Source organism: Nitrospirota bacterium, from assembly GCA_023229435.1.
GTDB lineage: Bacteria > Nitrospirota > UBA9217 > UBA9217 > UBA9217 > JALNZF01.
Genome location: JALNZF010000034.1, coordinates 1 through 20000, shown reverse-complemented (window position 1 = coordinate 20000; position 20000 = coordinate 1). Strand labels below are relative to the sequence as shown.

The 20000-nt window shown below is 53.7% G+C and carries 19 protein-coding genes and 1 rRNA gene (1 of these 20 running past the window's edge); 2 read left to right on the top strand and 18 right to left on the bottom strand.

Annotated elements, in window-relative coordinates; translation table 11 throughout:
* From M0R70_15120 to M0R70_15105, 4 genes are all read right to left on the bottom strand, one after another.
* Positions 1-1237 (bottom strand): 16S ribosomal RNA (locus tag M0R70_15120) (it extends 328 nt beyond the left edge of the window).
* 335 nt (positions 1238-1572) lie between these two features.
* Positions 1573-2787 carry a tyrosine--tRNA ligase gene (tyrS, locus tag M0R70_15115; protein ID MCK9420693.1) on the bottom strand — a complete coding sequence of 405 codons (1215 nt, stop codon included), beginning with the start codon at positions 2785-2787 and terminating at the stop codon, positions 1573-1575.
* Between the two features lie 35 nt (positions 2788-2822).
* On the bottom strand, positions 2823-3188 hold the full coding sequence (locus tag M0R70_15110; GenBank protein MCK9420692.1) for a CbiX/SirB N-terminal domain-containing protein: 366 nt from the start codon (positions 3186-3188) through the stop codon (positions 2823-2825).
* Positions 3189-3481: 293 nt separating this feature from the next.
* Positions 3482-4408 carry a bifunctional riboflavin kinase/FAD synthetase gene (locus tag M0R70_15105; GenBank protein ID MCK9420691.1) on the bottom strand — a complete coding sequence of 309 codons (927 nt, stop codon included), beginning with the start codon at positions 4406-4408 and terminating at the stop codon, positions 3482-3484.
* Positions 4409-4646: 238 nt separating this feature from the next.
* Here M0R70_15105 and M0R70_15100 point away from each other — a divergent pair, with 238 nt between their 5' ends.
* Positions 4647-5750: a nitronate monooxygenase gene (locus tag M0R70_15100; GenBank protein MCK9420690.1), complete on the top strand. Its 1104-nt coding sequence runs from the start codon at positions 4647-4649 to the stop codon at positions 5748-5750.
* A 131-nt stretch (positions 5751-5881) separates the two neighbouring features.
* Here M0R70_15100 and M0R70_15095 read toward each other — a convergent pair whose 3' ends face one another.
* From M0R70_15095 to M0R70_15050, 10 genes are all read right to left on the bottom strand, one after another.
* Positions 5882-6367 (bottom strand): ferritin family protein, encoded by a 486-nt coding sequence (locus M0R70_15095; protein ID MCK9420689.1) that lies wholly within the window; start codon positions 6365-6367, stop codon positions 5882-5884.
* A gap of 328 nt (positions 6368-6695) precedes the next feature.
* The gene (dnaJ, locus tag M0R70_15090; protein MCK9420688.1) at positions 6696-7811 is read right to left on the bottom strand and encodes a molecular chaperone DnaJ; all 1116 of its coding nucleotides are present in this window, start codon (positions 7809-7811) and stop codon (positions 6696-6698) included.
* A 208-nt stretch (positions 7812-8019) separates the two neighbouring features.
* The gene (gene dnaK / locus M0R70_15085) at positions 8020-9939 is read right to left on the bottom strand and encodes a molecular chaperone DnaK (GenBank protein MCK9420687.1); all 1920 of its coding nucleotides are present in this window, start codon (positions 9937-9939) and stop codon (positions 8020-8022) included.
* A gap of 120 nt (positions 9940-10059) precedes the next feature.
* On the bottom strand, positions 10060-10647 hold the full coding sequence (grpE, locus tag M0R70_15080) for a nucleotide exchange factor GrpE (protein ID MCK9420686.1): 588 nt from the start codon (positions 10645-10647) through the stop codon (positions 10060-10062).
* Positions 10644-11660, bottom strand: coding sequence for a heat-inducible transcriptional repressor HrcA (gene hrcA / locus M0R70_15075; GenBank protein ID MCK9420685.1), 1017 nt, complete (start codon positions 11658-11660; stop codon positions 10644-10646). Before hrcA ends, grpE begins: the two co-directional genes overlap by 4 nt.
* 571 nt (positions 11661-12231) lie before the next feature.
* Positions 12232-13077: an RluA family pseudouridine synthase gene (locus M0R70_15070; protein ID MCK9420684.1), complete on the bottom strand. Its 846-nt coding sequence runs from the start codon at positions 13075-13077 to the stop codon at positions 12232-12234.
* Between the two features lie 280 nt (positions 13078-13357).
* On the bottom strand, positions 13358-15484 hold the full coding sequence (gene glgX / locus M0R70_15065) for a glycogen debranching protein GlgX (protein MCK9420683.1): 2127 nt from the start codon (positions 15482-15484) through the stop codon (positions 13358-13360).
* 88 nt (positions 15485-15572) lie between these two features.
* Positions 15573-15782, bottom strand: a complete 210-nt coding sequence (locus tag M0R70_15060; protein ID MCK9420682.1) for an RNA-binding S4 domain-containing protein — start codon at positions 15780-15782, stop codon at positions 15573-15575.
* Positions 15783-15893: 111 nt separating this feature from the next.
* Complete coding sequence (locus M0R70_15055; GenBank protein ID MCK9420681.1) at positions 15894-16379, bottom strand: DUF615 domain-containing protein; 486 nt, start codon at positions 16377-16379, stop codon at positions 15894-15896.
* Between the two features lie 382 nt (positions 16380-16761).
* Positions 16762-17391: a hypothetical protein gene (locus tag M0R70_15050; GenBank protein MCK9420680.1), complete on the bottom strand. Its 630-nt coding sequence runs from the start codon at positions 17389-17391 to the stop codon at positions 16762-16764.
* Positions 17392-17766: 375 nt separating this feature from the next.
* Between M0R70_15050 and M0R70_15045 the strand changes: the two genes are divergently transcribed.
* Positions 17767-18270, top strand: coding sequence for a DUF4395 domain-containing protein (locus M0R70_15045; protein ID MCK9420679.1), 504 nt, complete (start codon positions 17767-17769; stop codon positions 18268-18270).
* Positions 18271-18321: 51 nt separating this feature from the next.
* On the opposite strand, the gene M0R70_15040 is transcribed toward M0R70_15045, so the two are convergent.
* From M0R70_15040 to M0R70_15025, 4 genes are all read right to left on the bottom strand, one after another.
* Entirely contained in the window at positions 18322-18591 is a 270-nt protein-coding gene (locus M0R70_15040; protein ID MCK9420678.1) for a hypothetical protein, read from the bottom strand.
* Between the two features lie 267 nt (positions 18592-18858).
* Positions 18859-19041 carry a hypothetical protein gene (locus M0R70_15035; GenBank protein MCK9420677.1) on the bottom strand — a complete coding sequence of 61 codons (183 nt, stop codon included), beginning with the start codon at positions 19039-19041 and terminating at the stop codon, positions 18859-18861.
* A 21-nt stretch (positions 19042-19062) separates the two neighbouring features.
* Positions 19063-19464 (bottom strand): type II toxin-antitoxin system VapC family toxin, encoded by a 402-nt coding sequence (locus M0R70_15030; protein ID MCK9420676.1) that lies wholly within the window; start codon positions 19462-19464, stop codon positions 19063-19065.
* The gene (locus M0R70_15025; GenBank protein MCK9420675.1) at positions 19464-19691 is read right to left on the bottom strand and encodes an antitoxin; all 228 of its coding nucleotides are present in this window, start codon (positions 19689-19691) and stop codon (positions 19464-19466) included. The genes M0R70_15030 and M0R70_15025 overlap by 1 nt, the downstream gene beginning before the upstream one ends.
* Between the last annotated feature and the right edge of the window lie 309 nt (positions 19692-20000).

Sequence of the window (20000 nt, the reverse complement as noted above, 5' to 3'; positions counted from 1 at the left end):
GCATAAAGGCCATGAGGACTTGACGTCATCCCCACCTTCCTCCCCGTTATCCGGGGCAGTTCCCTCTGAGTGCCCGGCATTACCCGATGGCAACTGAGGATGAGGGTTGCGCTCGTTGCGGGACTTAACCCAACATCTCACGACACGAGCTGACGACAGCCATGCAGCACCTGTCTCCTGGCTCTCTTGCGAGCACTCCCCTCTTTCAAGGGGATTCCAGGGATGTCAAGCCTAGGTAAGGTTCTTCGCGTTGCGTCGAATTAAACCACATGCACCACCGCTTGTGCGGGCCCCCGTCAATTCCTTTGAGTTTCAACCTTGCGGCCGTACTCCCCAGGCGGGGCACTTAATGCGTTAGCTGCGGCACGGAAGGGGTCGATACCTCCCACACCTAGTGCCCATCGTTTAGGGCGTGGACTACCAGGGTATCTAATCCTGTTTGCTACCCACGCTTTCGAACATGAGTGTCAGTTACATGCCAGGAAGCCGCCTTCGCCACCGGTGTTCCTCCGAATATCTACGAATTTCACCTCTACACTCGGAATTCCGCTTCCCCCTCATGCACTCAAGAAAGGCAGTATCAAAGGCAGTGCCACAGTTAAGCTGTGGGCTTTCACCCCTGACTTACCAAACCACCTGCGTTCGCTTTACGCCCAATAAATCCGAACAACGCTCGCCACCTCTGTCTTACCGCGGCTGCTGGCACAGAGTTAGCCGTGGCTTCTTCTCCCGGTACCGTCGATCCTCCTGATTATTTACCAAGAGGAGATTCGTTCCGGTCGAAAGGGGTTTACAATCCGAAAACCTTCATCCCCCACGCGGCGTTGCTGCGTCAGGCTTTCGCCCATTGCGCAATATTCCCCACTGCTGCCTCCCGTAGGAGTCTGGACCGTGTCTCAGTTCCAGTGTGGCTGATCGTCCTCTCAGACCAGCTACCCATCATAGCCTTGGTAGGCCGTTACCCTACCAACTAGCTAATGGGCCGCGGGCTCATCCTCAAGTGATAGCTTATAAATAGAGGCCATCTTTTACCTCAGGGACTTTGGTCCCCGTGGTCTTATTCGGTATTAGCCCCGCTTTCGCGGGGTTATCCCAAACTCAAGGGCAGATTACCCACGTGTTACTCACCCGTGCGCCACTTTACAATACAGTATTGCTACTGTACTTCTCGTTCGACTTGCATGTGTTAAGCACGCCGCCAGCGTTCGTTCTGAGCCAGGATCAAACTCTCCAAATAAAAGCTGATCCTTATGCAATGTTACTCAAGGTAACTTGACTAATGTGTTTCTCAAAACCCGCCAACTAAAAACAGACTTTTTGAGGATCTGTTTATATCTTCGCACCTATTTAGTTTTCAAAGACCATGTTTCTGCATCTTTCGCAGAAGTAGAGATAATAACAGAACAGAAACTCTTTGTCAATAAAATTTTGTATTACTTTACAATTATTAATGAGCGGTTGGCATTCATGAAACTTCGAGGTTTTGCCCGAGGTTTACTGCCGAACGAGGGCGCAATTTATCACAAGCACTATCCCATGTCAAGACTTTTTTCACGAGACTGTCTCTTTTCATCATTTCGGCACTATTCTCACAAAACGCTTCTTTCCTACCTTCAAAACATAATCACCTGAAGCCTGTAACTCAGCATCAATTTCTTTTATCAGTATTCCATTCACTTCAACTGCACCCTGCTGGAGAAGTCTACGTGCATCGGAGTTGCTCTTGGATGCCCCCGAAAGCGCTATGATCTTCGCGAGCTTCATCGTCGCACCGTCCCATACGATCTCAATAAGGGGGATATCGTCCGGCATGTCTTTCTTACTGAATATCTTCTCGAACTCCACACGCGCCTTTTCCCCCTCGCCTGCCCCGCAGAATCGACCTGAAATCTCCATAGCCAGCCGTTTCTTCGCCTCCATGGGATGGAGAGCGCCGGACTTCACATCAGTCTTGATCTTTTCCAACTCCGCGAGGGACACCGAACTTACCAGTTCGTAGTATCGGAACATCAGGTCGTCACTCACGGACATCACCTTGCCGAAGATTTCTTTTGCAGGTTCATTGATGCCGATGTAGTTCCCGAGGCTCTTGCTCATTTTGTTCACGCCGTCGAGCCCTTCAAGGAGCGGCATCATTACGATACATTGCGGCGCCTGGCCGTACTCCTTCTGGAGTTCGCGGCCCACGAGCAGGTTGAATTTCTGGTCCGTGCCGCCCAGTTCCACGTCCGATTTCATCATGACGGAATCGTATCCCTGGATGAGCGGATATAAAAATTCGTGGATACTGATGGGGAGCTCGGACTGGTAGCGTTTCTTGAAATCCTCGCGCTCCAGCATTCTGGCGACGGTATGTCTCGCGGCAAGCTGGAGCATCCCCTCAGCGGTCATCTTCGACATCCACTCGCTATTGAAGGCGATCTTCGTCAGATCCTTGTCAAGGACCTTGTAGATCTGCCGCTGATAGGTCTTGGCGTTCTCGGCCACCTCTTCCTTCGTGAGATGCTTCCGAGTTTCAGACTTTCCCGTGGGATCGCCGATCATGCCCGTGAAATCGCCGATGAGAAAGATCACCTCGTGGCCAAGCTCCTGGAACTGCCGCATCTTGTTCAGAAGCACCGTATGGCCAATGTGAATGTCCGGCGCCGTGGGGTCAAAGCCCGCCTTGATGCGCAGGGGTTTCCCGGTCGAGACCGACCTCTCAAGTTTCTTCAACAGGTCGGCCTCGATAATTACCTCGACAGCGCCGCGTTTTATAATGTCAAACTGTTCTTTCGCTGAAAGCATTGACTATCTCCGTGAGCCGCGGGTCTGCGACGACTCTATTTTGATTTTCTGATCAGATCCGCTACGATCTGCTCCATGAGGGGATGAGCGCCGACATAGTCAGTCACCCTGATATCCAGCGCTGGATACTTTTGTTTTGCCTTTTCGAGAAACGCGGGGATGTCCTTCGCAACATGCACGCCCGATTGCATGAAAAAGGGGATGATCACGATTTTTTTCGCCCCTTGCCGGATGCAACGATCCAACACCTCGTCAGGAGTCGGCTGAGCATATTGTAAATAAGCGTACTCAACGATATCACTGCTCATGCTTTCCCTGATCGACGCAACAATACGCTTGATTGCAACATCATTCCCGCCGCTTCTGCTCCCATGCCCCAGTATGATGACTGCTGTTTTCATGCAAGCTCCTTGGGACTACTCGGGGGACAATATTTATCACTGACCAGGGGGAACGTCACTCGTAATGAACTGTGTTTGAGAACAGGCATGATCGAATATCCAATACATATGCGGCGGATAATTTCTTGCCCGCATGACACGTAGTTAGCTTATTTCTTTTTTGCTGCTTTCTTTTTTACCGCCTTCTTGGTACCGCACTTTTTACCACATGCCATCGTTCATCACCCCCTTGCGAATATTGTTGTGTTGCGGACGAACATCACCAAAGAACCCAAAAAGTGACATTCGAACCATCAGAGAGCGTGCAGGGCATCTTGCGCCTCCCGCACATCCTTACGAATCTGCTCGACAAGTGCGTCTGCGTTGGGAAACTTTTTCTCCCCGCGCAAACGCTTAACGAAAGAGACCTCTATTCCCTTACCATAGAGTCCATCGTGAAACTCAAAAAGGTACACCTCTATTGAAACAGGTCCAGCATCAAAGGTGGGTCTGATCCCGATTGACGCAACGCCCTTGATCGTTTTATTCTCAACCTGTGCGAGTACGGCGTAAACACCGTGAGCGGGAATAAGCTCATTGACTATTTTAAGGTTGGCGGTGGGAAAGCCCAACGCTTGGCCACGGTGCGCTCCATGCACCACCTCACCCTCAATGGCATACCTCCTGCCGAGAAGCTTCGTGGCCTCCTCCATGCTGCCGCTTGAGATCAGGTCGCGGATGACGGAGCTGCTGACCACGAGATTGTCCACCTGTACGGCTTCAACAACGCCGACTCCAAATCCGAAGGTCCGGCCCATCCCTTTCAAAGATTCAATGCTTCCTTCGCGGCCCTTGCCAAAGGCATAGTCATAGCCGACATAAACCTCACTGACACCGATCTGCGCGTGCAGAACATCGCGGGCGAAATCCTCGGGATGCTGCTCGGCAAAGGTCCGTGTGAAATTGGCGCAGATCACGATATCGATGCCAGCCGCGGCAAACAGCTTCATCTTGCCGTGAAAGGTGTTCAACATGCGGGGTGAACGCTCCGGGGCAAGCACTTTAAGCGGATGGGGCTCAAAGGTAAACACAACGCTCGTTCCCTTGATCTCCCGGGCCCGTTCGATCACTTTCTTCAATATCGCCTGATGTCCCAGATGCACCCCGTCGAAGTTCCCCAGCGTAAGCACGGGATTCAAAAGCCGCTCATTAAAGTTCTTAAGGCCGCGTACAATTCTCATAGCGCAAGGATGATCGCATAACGGAGCAAAATTGTCAATCTCCCCTTGCTGAAGTTTTTCAAAATATGGTTGTCTAACAGTGGATTTTAGTCAATTCGTTCATCAAGTTCTGGTTGTATCTGGCATTCTAGTATGGTATACTAAAAATGCTTTTTTTGCGGTAGCTGAAAAGAGCCACGTAAGTAAAATACATATTCTGTTTTTCTGGTCTGTGTTGTTACCATGCAAAGGGGGCGATTTGAAATCTTATTCAACACTGAAGGCGCTCATAATAAAGGGCAAAAAAATAAGGGTACCCATCATTCAGGGCGGGATGGGGGTCGGAGTATCGCTTCATCCGCTTGCGAAGGCCGTTGCTCAAGAGGGCGGACTCGGCATCATATCGAGTGCATGTATAGACCGGATCGTCTCTAAAAGAACCGGAAAAAAAAAGAACACCTATGAGTCTGTCTATGAGGAAATCTCTCTCTCTAAAGCAAAAGGCGGATTCTCAGGAATCAATATTATGGCCGCCCTTGGGAGAGATTACAATGCTTCCGTAAAGGGCGCCATCGATGCCGGCGCTGATGCCATTATCTCCGGCGCCGGCCTTCCGCTCAATTTACCGGCTATCCAGCCACCGAAAGACACGGCCCTGATTCCGATCGTATCGTCCGCGCGTGCGCTTGATATCATCTGTAAAAAATGGGGGAAACTGGGGTATCGACCCGATGCCGTAGTACTCGAAGGGCCCCTTGCAGGCGGGCACCTTGGATTTCGGATCGACCAGGTAGATCTTGATTCCAATAAGCTCGAAAATCTGCTGCCGTCAGTCAAGGACATGGCAACAAAATGCGGTGATATGCCCGTCATCGTAGCAGGCGGGATCTATACCTATTCAGATATCTTGAAATTCATGGACATGGGAGCTGACGGGGTTCAGATGGGAACACGCTTCCTTGCCACCGAAGAGAGTAGCGCCACGGAAGAGTATAAGCGGGCGGTCATTCGGGCAAAGGAAGAGGATATTGTCGTGGCGCACCGTCCCGGGTCACCCTGCGGCCTGCCGTTCCGGGTGATCAAACAATCCCCCATGTATGTCTCCTCGTTGCAACACAAAAGGACGCCCAAGTGTGACAAGGGCTACGTCCTCATGAAAGACGCTGAGGGGAACTATACTATCTGTCCTGCAAAAGAGAACAACGAGAACTATTTCTGTATCTGCAACGGACTCTTGAGCTCGGCCGGGTATAATTCGGACAAGGAAGAAGCGCTCTACACGGTAGGCACGAACGCCTCACGGGTTGATAAGATCGTGTCCGTCAAGACGTTGATGGATGAGTTGACGGGTACGGGAGGGTAATATGGCGATCTTTTTGAGGAAAAGGGTTTGACCTGAAACTCACGGTAGACGCGAACACCTCTGTCGACCAGATCATGCATGCGAAGGACGCGTGGTATTCCCTCCTTCACCATCAGGAACCACCATCGAAATCATCCTTCGACAATACCCCGCTCTTCCCACATGAACCAGTTCCCGGAATCAGATAAAAATTGGTAGGTATTCGCGAAAATGTCATAGTGCTGCTGCTCTTCCTTGATGAGCAATTCGAGCAGGGCCCGCTCCGGCTCCTTCTTTGATCCAGCCAGCGTCTTCCGGTAGAATTCCAAACCCTCTTTTTCCATTCTCATGGCGATCTTGAATGCCTCAAGCTCGTCCGCCGTAGCCTCGACCTTCTTCATCATCTCGTCTTTCATGGACTCGAAGATCGTTTTTACATTTTTCATCGGGCTCATGTTCTTGTGCGTCAGATTCAATCCTTTGATGATCTGTGATACCATTTCCAGGTGACGCTTTTCATCCTCGGTTATGGTTTGAAACATCTTTTTACCGGCGGGATGTTTCGTCTTCCGCGCTGCCTCGGTGTAAAAAGCTATCGCGTCCTTCTCCATGTTCATTGCCAGTTCGAGAGCATCCATAGTGCCTCCTCACTCATCCAAAAGTTTTTCCGGTTCTGCGGATAATCAGCGATCCATACACGATAATTAAAATCCCGATTAGATCAGCCCTGCGGTAATTATAGCATAACTCTTGCGCGATGGAAAAATACGAGGAGCAGGGAAGGCTGTGGCTCCTTTCCTTCCGAAACAGCAGAGAAACAGGTGTCGCGAAAGCCCTGCTCTGAGTTGAAAAAACCTTTAATGAGTTCGGGGCCGAGCGCATCGTTCATGATACCACGCCTGCGGGATAACCGCCGGGCTATCATTCACTGATGACGCTATCAGCAGGATACAGTTGACCCGCCTGTTACTTCTTTTCCTTATCCCCGAATACTTCCTTCACCTTGTCGAAAAATCCTTTTGTGATCGGCATTGCGTTCTCCCCGCTCAGGCGGTCGAACTCCTGGAGCAGTTCTTTCTGTTTTGCCGTCAGCGTGGTCGGCACCTCGACAATGATCCTGCAAAGCTGGTCGCCGCTGCCGGAACCCCGAAGATGCGGAAATCCCTTGCCGCGGAGCCGGGACACATAGCCTGACTGGGTACCGGCGGAAAGCTTGAGTTTCGTGCTTCCGGTGAGCGTCGGCACTTCGATCTCCGTTCCGAGCGCCGCCTGAACAATGCTGATCGGCACCTCGCAGATGATATCCTGGCCTTCGCGCTTGAACAGCGGATGCTCCTCCACCATAAGATAGACGTAGAGGTCGCCCGGCGGTCCGCCGGATGAGCCGAGTTCACCTTCACCGGTCAAACGGATGCTGTTGCCTGTCTCCACACCGCCCGGTATCTTGACCGACAACGTACGGTCCCGTTCAACACGTTTCCTGCCTTTGCACCCGGGACAGGGATCGGTGATCGTCTTGCCCTCGCCTCCGCAACGGGAACAGGTGCGGCTGACGCTGAAGAACCCCTGCTGCATGCGGATCTGGCCCGCGCCCCGGCACGCCGTACAGGTAACAATGCCGTCCTTGGATTTTGCTCCGAGTCCATCGCAATCAGGACAGCGTTCCCAGCGCGGGACGCGGATCTTGGTCGACGTGCCGAATGCCGCATCTTCAAAACTGATCTTAAGATTGTACCGCAGGTCGTCTCCGGCCGTTGCCCGGGACCTGCCGCGGCCGCCGCCGAAAAACTCCTCGAAGATGTCTCCGAAAATATCGCCCATGCCGGCGCCGGCGCCGAACCCGCCGGGGCCTGACCCCTGCGCGCCTGGCGCTGTACCGTACTGGTCAAAGTACGCCCGCTTCTGGGGGTCTGATAAGACCGAATATGCCTCGCTGATCTCCTTGAACTTCTCTTCCGAGGCCTTGTCCCCGGGGTTTTTGTCGGGGTGATGCTCGTGCGCAAGCCTCCGGTAGGCGCGCTTGAGCTCGGCATCTGTCGCGTTCTTGTGGACCCCTAGCAGTTCGTAATAGTCCTTGGCCATAACCCTCTCAAACAATTAACCACAGAGGACACAGAGGTAAGTGCAAAAAACCAAAAAAGATTTTCCCCTCGCTTCGCTCGGTGATCTCTGCCTGCACCCAGTGATTACAAGTGTGTAACGCGAGTGCATGGTGTGGTTGAATTTCTACACAAAAAAGAGGATAGCGGATTTTTTTCTCCCCCCGCTATCCTCTCGAAACAGCTATTTGCTATTTTTTGTCCTTGTCCACTTCCTCAAACTCCGCGTCAACGACCTTTTCCTCCGGCTTCTTCCCGTCGCCGCCCGGAGCTCCGGCAGCGGCATCCGCGCCCGCCTGGTCCTTGCCCATCTTGGAGTAGACCTCCTCGGCAAGCTTGTGCGATGCCTTGGAAAGTTCCGCCACGGCCTTCTTGATCGCCTCGACATCGGCGCCGTCCTTCACGCTCTTGGCCTGCTCGAGCGCCTTCTGGATGTCCGCGCGCTCCGCATCGGTGAGCTTTGAGCCATAGTCGGCCACGGACTTTTCCACCGAGTAGACGAGCGTGTCCGCCTCGTTCTTTGCCTCGGCAACTTCCTTCTTTTTCTTATCATCGGCAGAGTGGGCCTCGGCCTCCTTCACCGCCTTCTCGATCTCATCCTTGCTCAGACCGCTCGATGCCGTGATCTTGATGGACTGCTCCCTGCCTGTGCCGAGGTCCTTGGCCATGACGTGCACAATGCCGTTCGCGTCGATATCGAAGGTAACTTCGATCTGCGGAATGCCGCGCGGTGCCGGCGGGATGCCGACGAGTTCGAAGCGGCCCATGGTCTTGTTGTCCGCCGCCATCTCGCGTTCACCCTGGACCACATGGATGGACACCGCGGTCTGGTTGTCCGTTGCCGTGGAAAATACCTGGCTCTTCTTGGTCGGGATCGTGGTGTTCCGCTCGATGAGCTTGGTGGTCACGTTGCCCAGGGTCTCGATGCCCAGGGACAACGGCGTTACGTCGAGGAGCAGGACATCCTTCACCTGACCGGTAAGGACCGCGCCCTGGATCGCCGCGCCGATCGCAACCACCTCGTCCGGATTCACACCGCGGTGCGGCTCTTTTTTGAAAAATTCCTTTACCGCCGCGATCACCTTGGGCGTGCGTGTCTGGCCGCCGACCAGGACCGCTTCATTGATCTGTTCCACGGTCTTGCCCGCGTCGGTAAGCGCCTTCTTGCACGGCTCAATGCTCCTCTTGACGAGATCGTCGACGAGCTGTTCGAATTTCGCGCGTGATAATTTTAAGAGCAGGTGCTTTGGCCCGGTCGCATCCGCCGTAACAAAGGGGAGGTTGATCTCCGTTTCCATGACCGTGGACAGTTCGCACTTGGCCTTTTCCGCGGCTTCCTTGAGCCGCTGGAGCGCCATTTTGTCCTTGCTGAGATCGATCCCCTGGTCCTTCTTGAATTCGTCGGCAAGCCACCTGATGATGCGATCGTCAAAGTCGTCTCCGCCCAGGAAGGTGTCGCCGTTCGTGGACTTCACCTCGAACACACCCTCACCGAGCTCGAGAATGGAAATATCGAACGTGCCGCCGCCCAGGTCGTACACCGCTATGGTCTCATCCTTCTTCTTATCGAGACCATAGGCGAGTGATGCCGCCGTAGGCTCGTTGATAATGCGGAGCACATTCAGTCCCGCGATCAGTCCCGCGTCCTTCGTGGCCTGGCGCTGGCTGTCGTTGAAATACGCCGGCACGGTGATCACCGCGTCGGTCACCTTCTCGCCGAGATAATCCTCGGCGGTCTGCCTCATCTTCTGCAGGATCATGGCGGAAACCTCGGCAGGGCTGTAGACCTTGCCGCGTATCTCCACGTGCGCGTCGCCGTTGTCCGCCTTCACGATCTTGTAGGGCAGGTGTTTCTTCGCCTCGCTGACCTCCGTCGTATCGTATTTTCTCCCGATAAGACGCTTGATCGAAAATATCGTATTGTCCGGATTCGTGATTGATTGCCGCTTTGCGATCTGGCCCACGAGCCGTTCTCCGCTCTCGGTAATGGCCACGACGGACGGCGTGGTCCGGCTCCCTTCAGAGTTCGGGATCACGACCGGCTCTCCGCCTTCCATGATTGCAACGCATGAGTTCGTAGTACCCAGGTCAATTCCTATAACTTTTGCCATAATAGCCTCCTTGAATTTTCACTGTTGAAAAAATATCAAATGCAAGATCGAAGATGCGACCTTGTTTCAATGCCCTGATCCCGCGGTCACTCTTTCACTGATCACTGATTCATCACTACATTATTCGCGGCTCTTGCCATCCTGCTTCTTCGATACTCCCACCTTCGCATGGCGCAGCACCTTCTCGTGATAGAGATACCCGTCCTGCATCACCTGCACCACCGTGTTCTCCGGGACCTCGTCAGTGACCAACTGCATCATCGCATCGTGCTGTGCCGGGTCGAAAGGTTCTCCTTCGGCTGCAAACCGCTTGACGCCGAACTTTTCAAGCGCCTCGCGGAGTTGCTTGTATACCAGTTCCACACCCTCCTGCAACCCCTGCGCGTTCTCGCCTGACTCACCCGCGTGTTTGAGCGCCATCCCCAGATGATCGACAACGGTCAGGAGTTCCAGCGCAAACTGTTCATTGGCATACTTGCGGAAATCAGCGAGATCGCGCTGCATTCGCTTGCGGTAATTCTCAAAATCCGCATAGGTCCTGAGATACTTCTCGTTCGCCTCCGCAGCTTCCTTCGATTTTTGTTCAAGCTCCCGTGCAAGCTTCTCAAGCTGGGCGGTTGTTGCCGCAGAAGGCGCTTCCTGATCATCGATATCAGGGGGGATCACTTCGAGGTCCTCTTCCCGTATATCGTCAAATTCGCTCTTCATCGTTCAATACCCCTCTGGAACCGTTCACCCAGCAGCTTCGAAAGCAGCTTTGATGTATAGTCAACCACCTGAATGACCTGTTTGTACTGCATCCTCGTGGGGCCGATCACCCCGAGCGTGCCGACGACATTCCCGCCGGCCTTGTAGCCGCTCACCACCATACTGCAGCCCTGCATCTCGAAAAAGGGGTTCTCGGACCCGATAAAGACCTTGATGCCCTCTGCCGACACGCTCCGGTCAAGAAGCTTGAGCAGCTTATATTTGTCCTCAAAGGCCTTGAACAACGACCTCATCTTGTCCACCGTCGCGAACTCGGGGTTTTCGAGCATTTGGGACGCCCCGCCGATATACACCTTCTCCTGTTCACGTTCCTGGATCTCCTGGCTGGCCCGGAGGGTCTCTTCCATAAGCCGGGAAAAGACCATCTTGTCTTGCCGCAGCTTTTCGATCAGATGTTCTCTGATCTCGGTCAACGTCAGGTGCTCGAGCTCATTGACGAGGTATGCGCTGAACTGGTTCAGATCCTGCTGCCGAATGCTTTCATCGAGCTCGATCAGCTTGTTCTGAACGATCCCCGTGGCGGTAACAAAGATGATGAGCACCTGGACCCCGCGCAGGCGCACAAACTCGATATGCTTGTACCTTGCCTCGGGCTCGGTTGGCGCGATCACCACCCCTGCGCATTGCGAAAGCGACGCAAGAAAGCGGCTCGCCTCCTCCATGAGCTCGTGAAGGTCCTCGCCATGCAGCGGAGGAACCTGCCGGAGCTGGTCGCCGAAGTCGTCTGAATCCTTCTCAATACTGATCAGGCTGTCGATATAATACCGGTATCCGAGGTCCGTGGGGATCCTGCCGGCAGAAGTGTGTGGATGGGTCAGATACCCCAGTTCCTCAAGCTCTGCCATGATGTTCCTGAGCGTGGCGGAACTTACGTGAAAATCATACTTCTTGACCAGCACGGTTGAGCCGATCGGCGCGCCGCTCGCGATATAGCTGTCAATGACAGCCTGCAAAACCCTCTTATTTCTTTCAAGCAACTCCACAATTTTACCTTATTATGATATCCTAAGCCAATTAGCACTCACCATGATAGAGTGCTAATAATTTAACACATGGCCTGGACTGTGTCAAGCGGTTATTTTTTCTTCGTTTCAATAGATTACGTCAGCTATTTTCTTTCATTCCGCAAAACCTCCAAAAAAATCCCGCAAAAAATGCGGGATCCGATCCCTTCATAACGAACGGGGCAGGTAAAACAGTCTGTCTGATGACACGTTAAGCAGCTTTCTTTGCTTCGCTCTCGATCTGCTTTTTCTCTTCATTCGGAGTCTCGATCTCGATCTTCCTCGCCTTTGCAACTGCCGGTGCAGGCATCGTGTTCTTCCTTCGTGTCTTTTCCCGCGCAAACAAATCAAGAAGGTAAGAAATCCTTACCTCCTTGATATTGTTATGCATTCAAGCGCATTCGAACTCTCTCTTTACATGGGTACCCGTGATATGTTCGTGACAGCGTCAATGCATATCAGACATACAACTCAGCAACAACTTAACCCTCTGCTCTCTGCGTTATGCCATCTGCGGGCATCAACGTATTTCAGTCATACAACGCAGCAACAGCGGCGGCTCGCACTCGAGGACAATCTCGCGCCCGGTGCCCGGATGGCGAAAGCTCAATTCCGCGGCATGAAGAAGGTAGCCCGGGTCGCCGGGCAACGCTCGTGAATTCGGAGCAGGCAGACCGCCCGGACCGTACAGTGGATCGCCGACCAGCGGGTGACCTATAGCCGCCAGGTGAATGCGTATCTGGTGGGGCCTGCCGGTCGCAATACGCACGTCGCACAGGAAAGAATCCTCACGGCGTTCGAGAACGGAAACCTTCGAGAGGGACGGTTTGCCCTGCGGAGCAGCGGCATGCAGTGAACCGAGCAGCGGGTGCGGCACAGGACCGATGGGCGTGGTGATCGTCATCTCGTCCTGATCGGAAATCCCGGACGCAAGCGCACGGTAGCGTTTGCCGATCGTGTTCGCGGACCACTGTTGCAACAATGCCGTTCGGGCATGAGGATTTTGAGCGCACAACACCAGGCCCGAGGTCCATCGCCCCAGCCGGTGGAGCGGCGCGGCGTCAGGCGCATACGCGCGTACGAGATGCAGCAGCGTTGCCTGAAGAAAATTAGCGCCGGGAAGCGTCGGCAGCCCGGCCGGCTTGGCCACCGCAAGCACGTCATCATCTTCGTACACGATGGAGAACGACCGGGGCGCATCAGGTTCGATCCAGGGCGGGCGCTGCCAGACAAGCTCGCATCCCGCGCGGAGGACGGTTTCGCATTGCGCCGGCAGGTCATCGACGAGCACGCGGCCGGACTGAATGCGCTCCGCCCACTCCGCCCGGGAGGAGTGGTGGTAGCGTTGGCTGAGATAAGCCAGCACTGTCCGCGCGTCGTTTTCACGGCCGATCTGTTCCCGGTATTCACATCCGTCGTTGCTCGGGGATTTGTCAGTAGTCACAATTAGATTGTATGACCTTTCATTCGCGCTAAGCCCTATTTGAAAATGTCATATAAAGTTCTGGCTCATACTAAGCCACGAAGCCACGGAAAGATAACACTCTCATAATCATTAGTTCTTCTTCGTGCCTTTGTGGCTTCGTGTGAAAATTAGACTTTTTACGAGATCATCATATTTGATCCACTCCAAAATGCTGCTGAACCTACCGGGTGATCAGCACAACCGTACTGCGCGGATTTACCAGATAGTGGTCCTGCGGATCGAGGAGCACTTCGGCGCCCTCTTCCCGGAAATCATCGCCCGCGGAAAGGCTGGTATCGATCACCCGGTACCACGTCTTTTCCCCGGGAGATGCGGGGATCCGCACCGGCTGAAGCCGATGGTCCGCATGCAAAATCAAAAAGAGCAGATAGTCCCCTCCGGCCTCATTGCCGTCGAGCTGATAGCAGAGCGTGCGGCTTTCAGGATCGTCCCAGGCAGGATGGTCAAGATCGTTCCCGAACCACTGGAGATCGGGGATTTTGTTCCCGTCGCCGTCAATGCCCGCGTAAAACTTCCTGCGCTGAAGCACGGGGCATCGCCGGGTGAAGGCGATGGCCTTCCGGACGAATTCCACCATGTCGTTGTTTCGCGTTGCTTCCTTCCAGTCGAACCAGCTGATCTCGTTGTCCTGGCAGTAGGCATTGTTGTTGCCTCTCTGGGTGCGCAGGAATTCATCGCCTCCCAGGAGCATGGGCGTGCCGGACGCGAACAGCAGGGCGCAGATATGGTTCTTCGCGAGCTGTTTCCGGAGAGCGATCACCCCCGGGTCCGTGGACTCCCCCTCGGCTCCGCAGTTCCAGGAATGGTTGTCGTTCGAACCGTCCTGGTTGTGCTCGCCATTTGCGTCATTATGCTTTCCGTTATAGGAGACCAGGTCGGCAAGCGTGAATCCATCGTGGCAGGTGATGAAGTTTATGCTGTTGTACGGCGAGCGGCCGTCATCGCCATAGAGATCGGCGGATCCGGTCATCCGCCATCCCATCTCCCGCAGCTGGCCGTTGTCCCCTTTCCCGAACTTCCGCATGGTGTCGCGGAAACGGCCATTCCATTCCGACCAGTCCACAGGGAAGTTCCCGACCTGATAGGTGCCGAGGTCCCAGGGTTCCGCGATAAGCTTCACCCGGGCCAGCACCGGGTCCTGCGCGATAGCTTCGAAGAATGACGCGGACGACTGGAACGCTCCGGCCTCCCGTCCGAGGACGGAAGCAAGGTCGAACCGGAATCCGTCCACATGCATCTGTTCGACCCAGTAGCGAAGGCAGTCCATCACGAAGCGGATCGTTGGCGGGCTCGCGAGATTCACGCTGTTGCCGCATCCGGTATAGTTCATGTAGTACCGGTACGGTTCCTGCGCCGTGCCGGTCAGGAGATAGTAGTTCGGATTGTCGATCCCCCGGAAGCTGATAACGGGTCCAAACTCGTTCCCTTCCGCCGTATGGTTGAACACCACGTCCAGGATCACCTCGATGCCTGCCTTATGCAGATCGCGCACCAGGGTCTTGAACTCCGCGACCTGGCACCCGGGGGTTTGATTCGTGCCATAGGATGATTCGGGCGCGAAAAAGCCGATGGTATTGTACCCCCAATAGTTGGTCAGCCCCTTCTGGAGAAGGAAGTCATCCACCACGAACTCATGGATGGGCAGCAGCTCCACGGCATTCACGCCAAGCTGTTTCAGGTGGGGGATCTTCTCGATGAATCCGAGATAGGTGCCGGGATACTGTGCGCGGGAGGATGGGTGCGCGGTGAAGCCCTTCACATGCACTTCGTAAATGATCATTTGCTCGAGCGGGATATCCGGAGGAACATCGCCCTGCCAGAAAAATCGCTCATCGATGACAATGGACTTGGGGACAACGGATGCATTGTCCCGCTGATCAAGAGAGAGGTCGCGGGCAGGCGACTGCACATCGTAGGGAAGCAGGAGGTTGTCCATATTCCGGAACTTCCCGGTCACGGCCCTGGCATAGGGGTCCATCAGCAGTTTGTACTCATTGAACCGGGCTCCCATGGCTGGATCGAAGTCGCCCTGCACCTTGAATCCGTACAATTGGCCCGGCGCGATATCGTGAACAAGGACATGCCAGATGAAACGGTCGCGGTGCTCGATCCTGATGATATCCGTGGGATGGCTGTCAAGCTTGTCGAAGAGAAGAAGGTATACCTGCCGCGCGTGCTGGGAAAAGAGGGTGAAGTTCACCCCGTCGGGGGTCAGCGTTGCGCCGAGGGGATGGCATTTGCCGGGTGAGGTCTTTTTCCCGGTCCAATGAGCAAGATGGTCTGACATGGAAGTTCCTTTCATCTTCCCGTAAACTGAAGCAACGTCACGATGTCCTGCAACAGCCCCGTCTCGAGCAGGACCGCGGCCGCGGGGATCACGTTATAACGATCGTGCGGCCTTCATATCCCACAACCTGACCCGTGCGGAGCTTGCATCGTCTGCGCAGTTCCCGATTACCATCGACCGTGACGCGGCCTTCCAGGATCGCCGTCTTTGCCATGCCGCCGCTGGCGAACAACCCCGTGACCTTTAACAGGTCATTGAGCTCAATATATTCCCTGCCTTCCAGCTTGAACTCTGTCACGATCTATTTCTCCTGTTTCCCACACAAAACCCGGCATCCCTCACTCCTCACGGAGCCTGCCCTCGAATGATTCTATCGGAGGAACCCTGAACTCTTCACTTCGTGATGTTTCTAACGCTGCAGCGCGGATCGGGTAAGATACCGGAACAACATGCGGGCGGCTTTGGGGATGGGATTCTTTACCGCCCGTTCCTGCCGTGCTTGTTGAACGAGGTCCGTTAATTGCTGCCGGTCTGCATGCGGAAGTTGCATGAGGATCTCTTCAATAAGCAGGTCATTCCCGGCTATCAGTTCATCCCGCCATTTTTCTCTCTGCTGGTGCTCTTCGGTTTGTTTGCGGGATCCCTGTTCCAAGCGCTGGAGGGCGTCTTGAATGGGCGTGGGATCATGCTTCCGCATCAACGTGCCGATATACTGCATCTGTCTTTGCAGCGCGCCGTGTTTTTTTAGCGATTTGGCCAACGTGACGGCATTCAGCAATTCAACCGGCAAATGCATGTTCTTGAGCTGTTCGGACGACAGGGTAACCAGCTGTTCTCCCATTGCCTGCAAAGACAGGGCTTCTTTTTTCTTCTGCGTTTTGCTTACCTGCTCCATATACCAAACCTCATGAAAGAGAACATGATCGCCGGGCCCTTGACGCAGCCCGCGCTTAAACCATGCCAATGCTCGTTGCGAAACCGATGATGTATTCTTTTTTATTGTAACCAATGCCCGTGAATGAAGCAAGCAATAATATAGGAACGGGGAATATCAAAAATAACAGGGAAGTCCGACATTGATGAAATCGTAAAAAGTCCTGTCTCACACGAAGCCACGAAGTCACAAAGAAAAAAACCCTCCAATATTAATTATTAATGGGATTTCCTTCGTGCCTGCGCATATCCTCAACTGCTTTAATCGGGGATTCCTCCGCGTCTCTGCGGTGGATTATGTTTTCTTGCGGTAACGAGAACAGAATAGATCCCGGGAAGTGTACTTATCGCCGGATGACCAGCAGTGTTCGCCGCTCCCCGTTCTCTGCCGCGAGCTTCACCTGGGTCCCGCAACCCACCCCGTACACCAGCTCGATCGTCTCGACAAAGCCGGGGCTCAGACTGCGCGAACCCGGCGCTTTCCGGGCATTGCATTTGAACTGGAATGCATCGTTGATTATGGCAAGGACCTCGTCGCCGTCCGAGAAGTGCATGGGCCAGAGGAGGCAGACCTTCGGCTTCACCTGTTCCAGGGGCAGGCCGAGCGTCATTGCGACGGTGTGCAGGGAGCAGTGGGTTTGGTGATGGGAGCGGTAGGCGAAGAGGCAGAGCCCGTCCTCGGTCGTGTCGATGGAAAAAAGTCCGGGTTCCTCTTCTTCGAACACGTTGTCGTATCCGCCGACAGTCAGGAGATGGGGGCAGAGCCTGGCAGCCTCGGGCAGGACCTTGATGATCCTCTTCAGCTCCGCGGTGGTAACGCAGACCTCGTACGACGAGCAGCAGCATTGTTCGCCTTTGGCGCAGCCGTTGCAATGGTTCTCGATCGACAGGAGCGACTCGACGTTGACCTCCACGGTGCTGCGCTGATGTTGCTGCGGCGGCCGTTTCTGACGGCGATTTTTCGGGTCGTTCAATCGCATAGGCTTTAAGGAAAGAGCGGGATGGGGCTGATGAAGCCTGGACTCTGTACGCAATGATCATGCAATACCTTTGGCCGGATAACAATATCACGCCGGAGTGGAAAAGGTCAAGCCGCAAAACCCGCCATGGGGTCTCTTTTCTCTTTCGAATTCGAGAAGGTCACTATTCAAGCCCGATTCCAAATATAAATACGGCCTGGTGAAAAAAAGCCGATTCGTTCAAGTAATCCCCTGCTCTTCATGTGTATTGTTAACATACACGGACAGACGAAAGGCGGCTGTTCGTTCAGAAAGGCTGTACAGCCGTCCCGTCTGGCCGGGATTAGTGTGAGGGATCGGCATAAGCCCGAAACCATAAGGAGGTGACCCATGAACACTGGCATGAACGTTATCAGTAAAGTAATTGATCAAACCGAACTGCGGGTCCATCAGTTTTTTATTATCATAGTGTTTCTGACCGCATATGTTCTGGATCAATGGGAACTGGTCGCGTTGCAAAGCGTGATCTTTTGCCTCACGTTCCTGAACCCGGGCTTCAGCCCCTACATCGCCCTGTACCGCCACGTCCTTCAGCCGACCGGACTTTTTCGTCCGGATCTCCGGCCGGACAATTGGGCGGCACACCGTTTCGCCAGCATGATCGGTCTTCTCGTGTCGGCGTCGGCCGCGTATCTCCTGGCAACAGGCTCTGCGTCCATCGGCTGGGGTTTGGTGTGGTTGATAATCGTTCTGGCCGGCATTGCCTTTTCCGGCTGGTGCGCCGGGTGTTATACGTATTACCTGCTCAATCGGCTTGGCCTGAAAGGGTTTTTTAGCCATGCGCCGATAGGCGGGGCATTCCCCGGAGCCCGGCCGCCAAAAGCAAATAGTTAGGCTGGAAAGCCTGCAAGCTGACAAGCCTGCAAACCTGAAAGCTGGCTTGCGTTAAGCAAGTTTGCTCAGAAAACCGACGATGGCTGAAAACATAAGGATCAGCGTCACGATGAACGCGGTGATGGTAAAGACGATCTTTATAAAGTTGCTATCGCTCGGATTCGGTTTCTTCCATACGATCCGTGCGGCCACGATCGCCCCGATGAGTGACAGGATCCCTGCTATCACCATACTGACACCCGGACTGAGGATGTCGTATGCAACGGCGATGCGGGGAACCAGAAGGAAAATAGAGAATAGTATGAGTGATTGTTTGCGCATTTCACCCGTTCAAAGGGTCCGGTTGACCCGGACGGTCGTCTACAAATGAGATTTAACCCCGATCCGGGTAGTTTAGAAAAAAGTCCAGCAGTATACAGGTTGTTGAAAAACGCTCCGTTTACCCTTCGACCCTTCGGCAAGCTCAGGGCTCAAGGCGAACGGAGCGTGTATTGAATTTATTCGTATTTATCCGTTCGTGGTGAGCCTGTCGAACCACAAAAAGACTTATTCAACAGCCTGTAAAGACCTGCCCCTGAAATGCGCAGATCATGCAGCGGCCGCATTTTCATCGTCATCGACACTGCGGACAAAGGAACCACAGGATTCGCAATGATACGTCTTGGTGATTATCGTTTTCATCTTACCGGCCTTACTCGCAATTGTCCGTGGAGTGGAAGATACGACCATATTGGCGGCAGTTCTGCAGAGATGACAAAATTCGATTGGCATACTCATCCTCCTGTAAACCGATCAAAGGCTCCAATCAATAATTTTTAGATTCTTGATTTGCTTAAACTCTTTGGTATTATTGGTAACGAGGGTCACGCCAAGCGCGTGAGCGTGAGCGCCTATCAGCATGTCCATGGATCCGATGGGCTTCCCTGCTCTTTCGAGCTCTGCACGGATCGCCCCGTATTCCTGAGCCGCCTTTTCATCGAAGTCCGCGATTTCAAGAGGGAGAATGAACTCATCCAGGGCTTGCTGGTTCTTTTCAATGTGCTGGCTTTTGGACACACCATAACGAAGTTCCGCAAGGGTGATGGAAGAAATGCCGATGTCACCGATAGCATGATATTTAAAATGCTTGATCACTTTGGCGGGATTTTGCTTGATGAGATAAATGCAGATATTCGTATCCAGCAGGTACTTCATCAAAAGTCCACCCGTTTTTGCATTTTCGGCTGCTTTCTTTCAACCATAAAATCATCTGAGAACTTATCGAGACTCTGGATCAGGGTATCCCATGAGTTCTTTGTCGGGATCAGCACTACGACGTTTCCTGACTTCTTCACGAACACGTGGTCGTCCTCGAATCGGAATTCCTTGGGCAGGCGGACTGCCTGGCTTTGCCCGTTCTGGAACAGTTTTGCGGTCTTCATTGCGCACCTCCATTTAATCTATACCAATAATATAGACTAAGGAGTTTCGAATTACAAGGGTTTTCTGTTGAGATAGCAGAGGTCGAGAACGTCTAACGTTATGAACCTGACCCAAGGATGTTCATTCTACGCAGGCGAGTCATACTGCGATGCGTTCGCGGTAAAGAGAGAATGCCAAAATAATAGACCTGATAATCATATGAAGGCACCTCAGCATACCAGAGCGCATCGGCACTCTGGTATGCTTCAAGGAAAGAGTCCAATCTAACCTTGGAGGTGCTGTATGAAATTGTACACTGGATTAGATCT